Source organism: Acetobacterium wieringae (assembly GCF_026646375.1).
Classification (GTDB): domain Bacteria; phylum Bacillota; class Clostridia; order Eubacteriales; family Eubacteriaceae; genus Acetobacterium; species Acetobacterium wieringae_A.
Map to the genome: position 1 here is coordinate 368183 of NZ_JAIPPU010000001.1, position 13605 is coordinate 381787.

Below are 13605 nucleotides of genomic sequence, written 5' to 3' on the forward strand. Positions count from 1 at the left end.
TTTTCTCTAATCAGAAAGGAACGTTTATGGAAATTAAAATACCCTATGGAAAAGAAAAACAAGCGTTGGTGCTTGAGGAGGCGTGCTTAAATGGTGTGCTGCTCTCGCAGATTGAAGATTATCACCCGGAGCTTAGCCAAAGCGAGCTGGTGGCCGAAGCGATTGCGAACCCTGAGGGCTCGGCAAAGCTTAGTCAGCTGGCGATTGGCAAACAAAAGATCGTGATTATTGCCAGTGACCATACCCGGCCGGTGCCCAGTAAAATCATTATGCCGCTGATGCTAAAAGAAATCCGCCGGGGCAATCCCGATGCGGAGATCACCATCTTAATTGCCACCGGCTTTCACCGTCTGACCACCCGGGAGGAACTGGTCGGTAAATTTGGCGAAACCATCGTCGATCAGGAGCGGATTGTCGTCCATGATTCCGGCAATGACAGCAGCTTGATGGAAATTGGCACTCTGCCCTCCGGCGGGGCCCTGATCATCAACAAGTTAGCAGCGGAGGCTGATCTACTGGTTTCGGAAGGCTTTATTGAGCCCCATTTCTTTGCCGGTTTTTCCGGTGGCCGGAAGAGCGTGCTGCCGGGCATTGCCAGCCGGGTCAGTGTGCTGGCCAATCATTGTGGCGAATTCATTGCCCATCCCAACGCCCGCACCGGGGTGATTGAGGGCAACCCCTTACACATCGATATGCTTTATGCTGCCCGCACCGCCAAACTGGCCTTTGTGGTCAATGTCGTGATCAATTCCGAAAAAGAGGTGATCTATGCCGTGGCCGGGGATTGCGATGCCGCCCACATCAAGGGCCGGACCTTTCTGGAGCAACTCTGCAAGGTCAAGGCCACACCCAGCGATATCGTCATCACCAGCAATGGTGGCTATCCGCTGGATCAGAACATTTATCAGGCTGTGAAAGGGATGACCGCCGCTGAAGCCGCCGTCAAGCCCGGCGGGGTGATTATCATGCTGGCTAAGTCAGGAGATGGCCATGGCGGGGCCGCCTTTTTTAACACCTTTAAAGATGAAAAAAATCTTGAGCGGATGTTGGCCGGTTTTGTGAGCACCCCCCGCAACGAAACCATCCCCGATCAGTGGGAAGCCCAGATCCTGGCCCGGATTCTGTTAAAAGCCAAGGTGATTTATATCTCGGCTGCCCCGGATGAGATGATTAAAGAATTCCAGATGACCCCGGCCAAGGATGTCAATGAAGCACTGGCGCTGGCAAGAGCGCATTTAAAGAATGAAGCGGCCACCGTGACGGTGATCCCCGATGGGGTGGCGGTGATTGTGGAATAAGACCAGCGGGAGGAAAAACGCCCCTTTCTTAAATTTGAAGCAGCACTGAAAGGTAAAAAATTTTGAATGTGGCTCGAATGTTGATCATTGTCGTTCATATTTGACCTTTAAATAGCATCAGGATTGTGAAAAGGGGTGTAAAGCAAATAAAAGAGCCCGCATCATACCAAGGGCCGCTCCGGAAAAACCCGGTCGTGCCACCCGTGGTATCATACGGGCATCTCTTCAATTCTAGCCCTGCGCAATTTCTTGCAATAGATTACAACATTGTATTATACCTGGATTTTACGCTTGTCAAGAACAAGTAAGAATTTAAAATCGAGAAATGGTTAGATGTCGTATAATCGTATATGAATCACTGCCCAAATATCCCAGTAAAGCAGATATTATGGCCGAATGTGTGTGGGTATGGCGTAAAGGTTGAATTGAGTTGCGTCACAATCGCCCCACCACCTTTAAGCTGGGCTTGGGTTCCGGAATAAAGCTTCGTTTGAAGGGCATCGAAACCATCTTCACCGTTAAAGCCATAGGGGCCGGAGTCGGCTTTAAACAGAATGGCGGCCCGGAAGAGGGTCATAAATTCGCCAAAAGTCAGGTCTTCATCGATCTGGCGTTGAATGACATGTTCAATGGCCTGGTAATCATTGCAGGGATCAGTAATGATCTCGTGATAGGATAAAACCCCTTGGCCGTCACCCTGAGTCTGATCAATTTGGGTTCGCAGATACTGGGAGAAGAAATAGGACAGTTCATAAGAGGCCAGACTGCCATCCCAGTCAAGTAGCGATTTGCCGGCGGCAATTTCAGCCGCATCGACGCCGTTATACCAGCGGATGTTATTGGTTCTAGTTCGGTTGTCAATCCCTTTACTTTCATAATAAAGATCTTCAGCTGCTCGTGAAAGGGCTTCGTCCATCCAGACATCACACCAGTTGGGATCACCTTCAACCAGGACATCGCAGTTAAAGCTGGCCATATGTTGTAGTTCATGGGCTAGTGAGAGATAGCAGCGGTCTACAATGGGATGAGTGACATCCAAATTGGCATAACTTTCCATCATAGCTGGATAGGTGTCGATATAAAAGATTTCCATCTGATTGGAAGGCTGATCAGAGTTACCCTCAGCCAGGAGGTCGTTCTCTTCAAAATAACCAGCAGTATAAACATCCGGCAGTTGGGCCTGGGCGGCATCATTGTCAATATCAAAACAGAGGATAGCGACTTTACCATTGCCGTCCAGATCGGGGACAGCATAGAAATTTTCAGTGACCAGGGGATAGATAATCGTATCGAATTCTGTCCCGATTTCAGCGGCCTGGTCGTCAGTCAGTTTAACTACGGCGTCTTCGGCATTGTCCACCCAGATCTGAACAAACTGACCGTCATAAGCACAACGGCCGGTAATTGGCGCCGGATCATCTTCGGTTTCACTGGTTACATAGAAAGAATGGGTATCGCCCTGGACATAGGTTTGACTGGTTTGAAGGGTCGAAAGATCGAGGCGGGACAGATCATACCCGGTGTCAGATCGGACAATGCGATCAATGCCCCGTGGTTCGGGGTCTTCGGCAGTGCTTTCCGTCTGGGCCGATGCGGAAACGGCCGGTAAGGCGCCGGTGGACTCGGTGGTGGTAATATCGGTTGATTCGTTTGTAATTAGAAGCATGTCACCCACAAAGGCAGTCCCCTGATCATCGACGTTGGCAACCGCCGTGACGGGATCAGACCAGTCTCCGGTGGCGGATTCTGTTACTGCTCGTACTTTAAACCAGTAGCGAATTCCCGGGGTCAGGTTGATTTTCTGAACGTAGGTTTCAGAAATGGATGCCTCAAGCAGGTCATAGTTTTGGCCGTCTGATGACATGGCGATCTGATACGAACTGGCACCGTCAACGGTCAGCCAGAAAAGATCAATAGCCTGATCGTTGGCTTGAGCGGTCAGTTTGGTAACCGCGGTTTCAGAAGCGGTTTTTCGGGTCAGGGTGATTTCGATGGCTTCCAGCCGCAGGCCCTGGCCTTCAGTACCAGCGGTGGCACCATTCTTTACCCAGTCCATCCAGCCGACATTCTGGCAGTGGACCCGGTAGGAGAGTTCAAACAAATCGGCATCAGATCCGGTTAAGGCAAGTTCAATGGCTTCCAGCCGCAGGCTCTGCCCAGATGTTCCGCTCATGGCGCCATCAAAACACCAGTTTTGCCAGCCCAGGTTCTCAACGTGGGTCCGATAGGAAATGCCCAGATCGTAGCTTTCTGGATCAAGCTGAATTTGAATCCCTTCCAGCCGCAGCCCATCACCGGTGGACCCACTGGTTTGGCCATTTTCCGTGACATCGTTCCAGCCCAGATTCTGGATATGGGTGCGGTAATCGATGGTGGCCTGCTGAAGGTCATCACGTTCGGAGCTGGGCTCGAGTTCTTTGGTAAAGGCCTTGATGCAGACGTTGATTTCATCAAGCGAGATATCCTCCCAGCCATCAATCCCGTTGGCAGAGACAAAGCTTTGGCCGGGATTGGCTGAGGCCTGACTGCTGTAATAAGGAAGCGCTTCTTCGACAGGAATCGGTGTGGCCAGCCATGGATTGGTATATTTGATCACCACTGAGAAGGATTCAAAGGCGGCCAGCGCCACCGACTGATCAAGGCTGATGGTATAATAACCGGCCAAATCAAAAGAGGCAGTCTGGGTGGTTTGGAGTCTGCCGCTGGTGGGGTCGTCGGCATCGGTCAGATCGGTATAAATATTTATTTCAATCGTAGTGTTGGGAGCGGCCGCATAGGTCGAGATTGCAGCCAGTTCCTGGGCATCTGAAGCCGTAAAGATATTGGCTCCCCAGGCGCTTTGATTACCATAGCCTCGGGTTAAGATACAGCCCAGATAATCGTACTGATAGGAACGGTCATAATTATTGGTGGCTTCAGCATTGTGGAAAACACCCACTTCTTTGCAGGCTTGGCTGTCGTAATAGGATAGGTAATAAAAGCCGCCTTCGCCAAATTCTTGTCCATAAGAGTTCTGGATGATCCAGGCACCGTTGCCTTCCGGCGTAGTGACGAAGTTGTTTTTATCATAATTGTCGTCCCAGCCAACAATTTGAACGGCATGGCTAATGCCCTGGCTGCCATAATAGTAATAAGCGTTCGTTTGGGCATTATAATAGTCGCTGTTGCCGGTCTCCGAATGGATGAATGTGGCGACGGCGCCGCCATTGATAATAGCTTCTTTGACGGCAGGAGGGTTACAATAGATAGACTGCATTGACTGGACATGATAAAGGGGAGACAGCCCTTGCTGTGAGGCCGACATATATGGATCATCTTCCTCGCTGACTGGACCGCTGTAACGGCCCAGGTAGGCAGCAGCCATTAAAAAGTTACCGCCAGTATCAGGCTGGGTGTAGTCAAAACCGTTATTCCAGACCAGATTGTTTTCGGACAGATCGACTGATGTTTTTTGTTCCTGTTTGAGATAGGATTCCAGCGATCCCATTACGGAAAAGGTCCAGCAGGCACCCCAGCTGCTCTGGTGCCTAACCGGAGCGGTCAGGCCGTAATCGCGCAGATCATAGGACGCCGGCAAGGTTTGGCTTGTCGCTGTGGTGCTTTGAGTCGGGGCAATCGAGGAGGGGATCACGCCGCTGTATTCGGAAGAGGCGGTGGTCATGTCGTTTTTCATAGCCTCCTGATAGGCGATGAAGTCCGGGTTTAAAGGGCCGGACTGGAGTTCTGCCGCCCAGGCAGTCGTGGGCAGGAACAGTAAACCGATTACAATTAACAATAAATTAAGTTTTTTAAGCATCTCTCTTCCTTTCGGTTCAATCAGCACTGAGGGCAAAATGAAATATAACCCGGAAAGTAACTGGGAAATACTCCGGAGACGGCTAAAATTCGCAGAATCAGTCTGACTGATCATTCAAATAATAAAAACTGATGATAAATAAAAAAGATATCTTTCTCAATACGGACTACTGATTTAAAGCGGCAGAAAGAATATTGAAATCTTTTTTAAAAATGATAGTTTCATTAAAACATAAAAGTGAAAATTATGCAATGTTTTACAGCTGACCGGTATCGTGGTACAATTATTTGTACAAAAAGACAATGAAATCATGAGAACAGCCCGCAATGCCGAGTATCTGGATATGATTGACCGCAGCATCGAGCAAGTTAGGCAGGGTAAGGTGGTTGTCAAATCAATGGCTGAGTTAGAGGCGCTGGCAGATGCGTAATCTGACCTTTTCAATCAAAGCACATTATGAAGATTAATATAAATATAAAAAATAGCGAGGTTTAAGCTCTTTAGCTTAGACCTCGCTATTTTCATAAAGCCGAAAAACTTTATAATTCGCCCTGCTCAGCCGCCACCGGGCCATCCAGCAGCAGATAGGACTGTAACTGAATCGCAAAGACAACACTGTCGGGACGGTTGAGGATTTCCATCAGTTCCGGATGTTTCCCGGCGAACGTGGTCTTGACCGGCTGGACTTCAGATTCTGCCAGGGGCTTAAACAGTCCGGAAAAGGTTACCGAGACGATGTTGGCTCCCTGGCTCTGGTGCTGGCGGCTATCGACTAGGACACTGACCCGGGGATTGGCCAGCAGATTCTTAAATTTGCGGGACTCCCGGGTGGAGACCTGATAAAGCGTGGTCTGATCGTCGCTTAGCAGATAGGTCATCAATGAGCAATGGGGGTTTCCATCAGTTTCGGTACATAAAACACAGAGAGAATTGTCGCCCAGAAGGCTTTCCAGTTTGGCTAACATAGTTACCACCTTTCATCAGGCGGGAGGAAGAGGCCTCCGGCCTGAGTCAATAAATTCTTGATGAGCCGATAAAAGGTCTGGTACTGAATTATCCTATATTATATCAGATTCTAAAGGGATTTTCAGATCTGAACCGAGTTTTTTTAAATTTGCGGGGATTCACAAAAATAATCCGGTGGGGATAGCGGATCACGCCAAAGCTGGCATTCTCTTGTCAGGGGGTGCGGTTTTGTGAGCTGAAATCAGCGGCGGCGCTTAAAAATTTGACAAATGCTAAATAAAGTGAATAGGGGGAAGGAACGTGGCGAAAAACGGTGATATTGCTGGTTTTTTTGAGGGGGGGAGCGTATAATATTAAGCAGTGAGTAAATTCGAATCGTTTAATTTAAAACTTAGGGGGAGGTGTCACCGCTAGCGGTGGAAAATACCCATACTAACCGTAGCAAACAGAGAGGGCTGATTCCCTCGGATTTTGACGACTCCCTTTAAAAAGAATAACCCACCAAATCTATTTTTGATCAGTTCGATCAGATTATATTTGGGCAAGTATTTCCAAAATCTTTGGTATTCCAAATTGGGAATAACTCATCAGATCGATTAGAGGTGAATTAGGTATTAAAAGTTTGACGCTAGTGATTATCTTATAATTCCACAGGGGTATTGGTATTTCTAGCAAATAAAAAAGCTAGAAAAAAGCATTCTAAATTCATCGAAGAGAATAAAAAGAAAGATGCTTTAATTGACTTGCGGATCAATTATTATTTTTAGTTTATGAAAGGATATAAATGAATATATTATTGAATAGATTAGATAATTTAAATATTAGCGATAGGAGCTTTGAATTTATACCTGATGATATTAAGAAAGATATTAATATTGAGGGAGTTATAGTTGGAGCAAATGGAAAATTAATTGTTAATAAAATGAATGTAATGGCTTTAATAAAAAAACAAACTTAAAAAATCAAATTGGTGTAAATATGTATAATGCATTATTAAGAAAACCAATGATGGTTTATTTAATGCCAACAATTGAAGAAGAATTTGTATGGTCAAAAAATGAATGTGATGAAAAATATGGTAATAAAGCAATACATTTAAATAATTTTGCACAAGCATTTTCTTTAGGAAGTTGGTTTATAAAAGATTCTTGTATTTCGGCTACGTATATTTATTGGCTTAATCTGTTTAATACTTATAATTCACAGACAAAAAGGGATATGGCAGTAACTTTAAGTAATGGTTCTATAGCAGAGACATTTTTAACAGTTGATGAAGTAAAAGAGGCAATTGAAAGAATGTATGAAGTGTATAGCTGTCTGCTACCAGATGAATCAAAAATGGGTCATATCAATTGTACGAGCAGTGGGGGTACAACAGTATGGGAAATTGACAAAGCAATTAGTAAGGAAGGAAATAGTTTTTCAAGGGCTCTAATACTATTGCAAGAGGCAAGAAGGACAGGCGAGTTAACAAGTAAGATTGATAAGTACTGTTCAATTTTAGAATGTCTGTATGCGATAAATGAAAAACACAAAACAAATATATCGCATATTACAGCAGCTTATATTGGTAAGAATAATGAGGAAAGAGAAAAAATTATTAATTATATGAAAGAAGCATACGGGATACGTTCGGATAGTTCTCACGGTGTTAATTTAAAATATTTAAAAGAAAATAATTGTGAAAGTTTAAAAAACTTATCAACAATTGTTGATGATTATGTTCGAAGAGTTTTTAGAAAAATTATCTCTGAGAAAGAATTGAATTATGACCTTACACCTGAAAAAAAAGCAAATACTCGAAAATATTTTCAAACATTAAAACAAAGCATTATCCCGATTGATATTTATGTTAACTGATTTGGAACACAAAGGGATAATGGTGCTGTTCATCTATTCAGTTGACTGAGTCATATCTGAAAATCAAATCCAGAAAGAAGGCTTAACATGAATAAAACAACCCCAAAACTCCCCGGCACAGGCATGCGGATTCTTTCTTTTGTGCCGGTCGTCAATTGTTTTGTAATGATTTACCTGGGCATAAGTTATGCCGAAAAGTTGACGCTCATTCTCGGCGGTGCCTATTTATTAATTTCTCTGATTTTCCCGGATGTTTCACCGCTGATCTGGCTTGTTGTTGTGATTCACTATATCATTTTCTATCGGCAAATTAAAAGGAAAATGATGGAGGTTAGAAAAGTGCCTTCAGAAAATGCCACAGTCAAACAAATTAAAAATACGCTACCAGAAAAGCAAAGCTTCTCAGATATTACCATATCAGGGGAAGTGGAAAATAAACAAACCATTCCAGAAAAGGGCTCTTCGGTACCGATCCCCTTTACGGTATCATTAACCTATCATAATCCCCATGAAGAATTTTTTGAGGATATCAAAAAATATGCTGATAAAAAAGGGGCAGAAACCATTTTCGTACCCTTTATGTCCTACTGGCCGTCTTATCGAAGTATGTCAGGTCCGCAGCGAAAATGGTATTTTTACTGGCGCTCTGAAATAAGAAAGAAAAACTATCTTGATACTGATTTGTCTTACATCTTTATCTACATCTATGAATTATTAAACGGGGTTGGATATCAAACACCCGGTGAAGGCTATACCCTGCTGCTGGAAATCTGGGAAGCCTATCGGGAAGCTTTTCCCAAATTGAATAATTATCTGTATGACTGGTCCTTTGACTTCGCCTATCTAAATGGAATTGAGCCAAGCTTTGCAAATTACGAGTCTTCTTTTCATAAGGCCTCTTTTGTAACGGATACGATTATCGAACAGCATCGTCAGGATGTGCCGATTAAACTGAGCTTTGAACTGGTTGACGCCTTATGTGATTACTCCATAAAAGGCAGTAAATTTTATCAAAGCGGCTATCACGAAGTGATGAAAGAGGCGATACCCCGGATTGTCTCACTGGCGGATGCTTTTTTAAGGAAAAAAAGCCAGCAGGGGCTTTTGGAAACATTCGGTCCCGAACAGGCCATCACCAAAGAGCGTTATCTGTACCGAAGTGCCCTTTGCCCCCAGGCCAATCAGACCATTTCTGTTACAGTCAAAGAATATTCTTCAGCGCCGCAGTTAAGAAATTATGTTAACCAGCTCGTCCGTTTTGGGGAAAATACCCTGCGTGAGATTTATGGAACGAAAGGGCGGTTGCGGGGCATTGAGATCGATGAGGAAACCGGAAATCTGATCGCTTCGTTTCTGAAAAAAGAATACGGATTAATAGAAATCGAAGCAAATAAAGAAACCAAACCGGCAAAACTTGAACTGGATTTTGAGAATATCGATGATCTGCGTAAGCAGTCTGATGCCGTTCGCTCAATCTTACAGGTGGAAGATGTGGCCAGCGAAGAGCTGGTCGTACCAACGAAAAAAATGTTATTAACCGAAGTTGAAGAGGTGAACGCCATTTACAAAGCCCTTTCTGAAAATGAACGAGCGTTTCTTAAAAAGCTTTATGAGTCGGATTACGAAGCCGAGTTGGCGCCAGTCGATACTCAAACAATTTCTGCAATCAACCGACTGGCGGACCGTTATTTACAAAATGACTTAATCAGCATCGAAGGCGAACGGATAATTATCGAAGATGACTTTAGAGACGAAATTGATTTTTTGTTCAAAAATCCCCCTGAAATTGAAGTTGTTATAGAAAACCAGGCAGATTTTGATAAAACCCTGTTACCGGAAAAGCTTCAGGAATTTGTCACAGAAATATTGCCGGAGCAGCGGCAAAGTTTGATTGCTGTTCTGACCCTTAAAGAACCTGAAATTGAGCTGGAGCGAATTGCCGAAGAGGCAATGACGATGCCGGAATTACTAATCGATGACATTAATGCTCTGGCAATCAATCTTTTGGGTGATATTATCATTGAGACGCAGCTTGAGGTTGTTGCGGAGTATGCGGTTATCCTGAAAAAATCATTAAGAGGAGAATAAAACGATGGCACCAACAATTAGCCGCCGAGAATCCGGCGCATTAATTAATTCACTGACTGCCGGCGTGGTACCCAGAATTGGATTGCGCCATATTGCCGTGGGCCGGCAAAATGAAGTAAACGCTTTTCTGAACGATATGAATACCATCGAAGACGGCGGCGCATCTTTTCGACTGATCTCGGGTCAATACGGAAGCGGTAAAAGTTTCCTGCTGCAGATGATTCGAAATAACGCCATGGACAAGAATTTTGTTGTCGCTGATGCTGATCTTTCGCCGGAGCGGAGGTTGACTGGTTCCAAAGGTCAGGGGCTTTCAACCTATCGGGAATTATTACAGCATCTTTCGACGCCGACCCGGCCGGATGGTGGATCGCTGGAAGCCATTCTGCAAAAATGGATTATGGGGCTGCAGTCCGCCGTCAGCAAGGAAAGTGGTTATCGCCCCAATGAACCTCAACTTGTTGGTGCGGTTAGTGAGCGGATTGCGGAAACAATGATGGAGTTATCGGAGCTGGCCTATGGTTTTGCTTTTTCCAATGTCATCGATTCCTACTGGCGGGGAATGAAAACAGGCGATGACGATCTCAAACAAAATGCCCTGCGCTGGTTGCGAGGGGAATATGCGACTAAAACTGAAGCCAAAAAGGATCTGCCGGTTGACTGCATTATTGAAGATGGGAGCTGGTATGAAATACTAAAACTTTTTGCCGTCTTTGTCAAAAAAGCGGGATACAAAGGCTTGCTGGTCTTTCTGGATGAAGGGGTTAATCTTTACAAAATTCCCCATAAACAGGCAAGAGACAGCAACTATGAAAAACTGCTTACTATTTTTAACGACACAATGCAGGGAAAAGCCCAAAATATTGGCGTTTTTTTTAGCGGAACCCCGCAGTTTATTTATGATGAGCGGCGTGGACTTTTTAACTATGATGCCCTGCGGACACGGCTCGAAGACAACCGCTTCAGCAGTCAGAATTTTGTTGATTTTACCACCCCGGTTATTAAACTGAACCAGCTCTCGCCGGAAGAACTATTCATTCTGATGGAACGTCTTTGCGAACTCCATAGCGCTCATTACAATTATGATTGCAGGCTTGGTGAAAATGAATTGACGGTATTTTTAAAGACTGTGGTTTCTCGTCTGGGGGCTGATCAGCTCTTGACGCCCCGGGAAATTACCCGGGATTTTTTGGGCTTGTTAAATATCCTTTATCAAAATCCGGAGACGAGCTTTGATGCTTTAATGAATGAACAAAATTACGCCGTCAAAAGTGCTGAAAGCGACCCCGAAACAATCAGCAGTGATCATGATGATCTGTTTGCCGAATTTGACATATGAGCAGGACAGCCTTTGAACGATACGCACCTTTTATCCAGGAATACATTTATCGAAAAAAGTGGACGGATTTACGGGAAGTCCAGGTTGAGGCCTGTGAGGCCATTCTGGACACCGACGACCATGTCATTATTGCTTCGGGAACTGCATCGGGTAAAACGGAAGCCGCTTTTTTTCCGATGCTTACGCAATTGCAGCAGCTTCCGTCAAACACCATTGCAATTATGTATATCGGCCCGCTAAAGGCGCTAATCAACGATCAGTTTGAGCGTTTGAGCGATCTGCTGGAAGAAAGTGACATTTCGGTTTGGCCCTGGCATGGGGATGTTTCCCAATCCCTGAAAAAACAGGCCTTAATCAAAGCAACAGGCATTCTTCAGATTACGCCCGAATCTCTGGAAGCGCTGATCATGCGACGACCGGGAGAAGCGGCTCATTTGTTTGCGGATTTACGTTTTGTCGTAATTGATGAAATCCATGCCCTGATGGGTGCCGACCGCGGCTTGCAGATGATCTGTCTGTTAAGCAGGCTGGAAAAACTGACCGGCTGCAAACCCCGAAGAATCGGGCTCTCGGCGACGCTTAATGATTATCAGCCGGCGATGACGTTTTTATCTGCCGGAACCAGAAGAGAAACCATTCCGGTGGGAATTAAAAGCCATCAGCGAACCGTTTTACTTGCGGCTGAAAGTTTTGTCCTGCCCGAAGAGGATGCCCCAAAAGATGATGTTTTAGCTGCTTATAATGATTTTATCTATGAGCATTGTCATGATAAAAAGTGTCTGATCTTTACAAACAGCCGGGCGGGTGCGGAAGAAGTGATCAACGAGATGAAAGCGCTGGCCGTTAAAAAGCATGAACGGGATGTCTTCTTTGTCCATCATGGCAGTGTTTCAGCGATGTTGCGTCACGAAGCCGAGGCCGCCCTGAAAGAACAGCAGGGACCGACGGTCACCGCGGCGACTTTGACGCTGGAGCTGGGAATCGATGTCGGTGATCTGGATTCGATTATTCAAATTGGGGCACCTTTTAGCTGTTCAAGTTTTGTTCAGCGGCTGGGCCGGTCGGGCAGGCGCACCGGAAAGTCTAAAATGCTGTTTGTCAATCAGTTTGAGGAAGACCGGGGCAGTCCCTTTGCGATGATCCCCTGGGATCTGATTCGGACAATTGCCGTGATCCAATTATATCTGGAAGAGCGCTGGGTGGAGCCTTTTGAAGTTAAGCCAAAACCTTTTAGTCTGCTGGCCCATCAGACTTTAAGCACCCTTTTTACTTATGGGGAACTTAAGCCTCCGGAACTGGCCCAAAATGTCCTGACCATGGCACCCTTTGCGGGCATTGATCAAAATGAATACCGCTTACTTTTGCAAAAAATGATGGCCGACGATTATCTCCAGCGCATGGATTCTGGTGAAATAATTATCGGCTTAAAAGGAGAAAAAATTGTCCAGCATTACAGTTTTTATGCGGTTTTTCAGGATGAGGAAGTTTACCACGTTTTTAGTCGAAACGGTGAAATCGGCACTTTAAGCACTTGCCCGGCAGTGAGTGAAGTGTTTATCCTGGCTGGTCGTAGCTGGCAGGTTTCTTCGATTGACGAGGATCGGAAAGTGATTTATGTCAAACTGGTGAAAAACAATCGGATTCCGAAGTGGATGGGGGATCATTCTGGTTTGATCCATACCAGAATTGTTGCGCAGATGAAAAAGGTCTTACAGGAAGAAATGCTGTATTCCTATCTCCAGCCGGGTTCACAGGATCTTTTAAGCAAAACCCGTGATTTTGTGAAAGACAATCATCTTTTAAACTCTGAGTTTATTCCCGGCAATACGAATTCTTTTTATCTGTGTCCCTGGGTGGGGACAAGGCAGCTTTTTACCATTAATAATCTGCTGTTATGCGGTCTGAAAGAGGAACTACAGATTTACACGATCAGGGAGGGAAAACATCACTTGGAAATTCGAAGTGATTTAAGCATTGCGGAGTTTAAGGCGGTTCTTAAAAAAGCCCAGATCGATATTAATAACCCGGAGGCGTTTATTTCCGAACAACAGCAGCTAAGGATGGATAAATATGACTATATGGTTCCAAAAGAGTTGCTAAGAGAGGCGTTTTTGAGAAATGTGCTGGATGTTAAAGGGGCGCAAGAAATATTGAAGGATATTTGTGGCCCCGGGGCCAAGCAAACTTAATTTAAGGCACACTGTGTCAATATCGTTTTGAAACTTCCCAAAATAAACGGTAAAAATTACCCATTAGCA

Annotated in this window: 8 protein-coding genes; 6 read left to right on the top strand and 2 right to left on the bottom strand. The window is 45.1% G+C overall.

The genetic code is table 11. The annotated features are described in order from the left end of the window. The first annotated feature begins 26 nt into the window (after positions 1-26). Entirely contained in the window at positions 27-1298 is a 1272-nt protein-coding gene (gene larA / locus Q7P33_RS01650) for a nickel-dependent lactate racemase (protein ID WP_303866782.1), read from the top strand. Positions 1299-1653: 355 nt separating this feature from the next. On the opposite strand, the gene Q7P33_RS01655 is transcribed toward larA, so the two are convergent. Both Q7P33_RS01655 and Q7P33_RS01660 read right to left on the bottom strand, forming a co-directional pair. Continuing rightward, positions 1654-5094: a lectin like domain-containing protein gene (locus Q7P33_RS01655; protein WP_303866786.1), complete on the bottom strand. Its 3441-nt coding sequence runs from the start codon at positions 5092-5094 to the stop codon at positions 1654-1656. A gap of 539 nt (positions 5095-5633) precedes the next feature. Beyond that, entirely contained in the window at positions 5634-6059 is a 426-nt protein-coding gene (locus tag Q7P33_RS01660; RefSeq protein ID WP_303866789.1) for a pyridoxamine 5'-phosphate oxidase family protein, read from the bottom strand. A 797-nt stretch (positions 6060-6856) separates the two neighbouring features. Between Q7P33_RS01660 and Q7P33_RS01665 the strand changes: the two genes are divergently transcribed. The 5 genes from Q7P33_RS01665 (at position 6857) to Q7P33_RS01685 (ending at position 13536) form a co-directional block, all read left to right on the top strand. Then, positions 6857-7018, top strand: coding sequence for a hypothetical protein (locus Q7P33_RS01665; protein WP_303866791.1), 162 nt, complete (start codon positions 6857-6859; stop codon positions 7016-7018). 20 nt (positions 7019-7038) lie between these two features. Further along, on the top strand, positions 7039-7920 hold the full coding sequence (locus Q7P33_RS01670; RefSeq protein ID WP_303866793.1) for a HEPN domain-containing protein: 882 nt from the start codon (positions 7039-7041) through the stop codon (positions 7918-7920). Between the two features lie 87 nt (positions 7921-8007). Beyond that, positions 8008-10008, top strand: coding sequence for a TerB N-terminal domain-containing protein (locus tag Q7P33_RS01675; protein ID WP_303866795.1), 2001 nt, complete (start codon positions 8008-8010; stop codon positions 10006-10008). A 4-nt stretch (positions 10009-10012) separates the two neighbouring features. Beyond that, positions 10013-11347 carry an ATP-binding protein gene (locus Q7P33_RS01680; RefSeq protein WP_303866798.1) on the top strand — a complete coding sequence of 445 codons (1335 nt, stop codon included), beginning with the start codon at positions 10013-10015 and terminating at the stop codon, positions 11345-11347. Then, complete coding sequence (locus Q7P33_RS01685) at positions 11344-13536, top strand: DEAD/DEAH box helicase (protein WP_303866801.1); 2193 nt, start codon at positions 11344-11346, stop codon at positions 13534-13536. Before Q7P33_RS01680 ends, Q7P33_RS01685 begins: the two co-directional genes overlap by 4 nt. Positions 13537-13605: the final 69 nt, after the last annotated feature.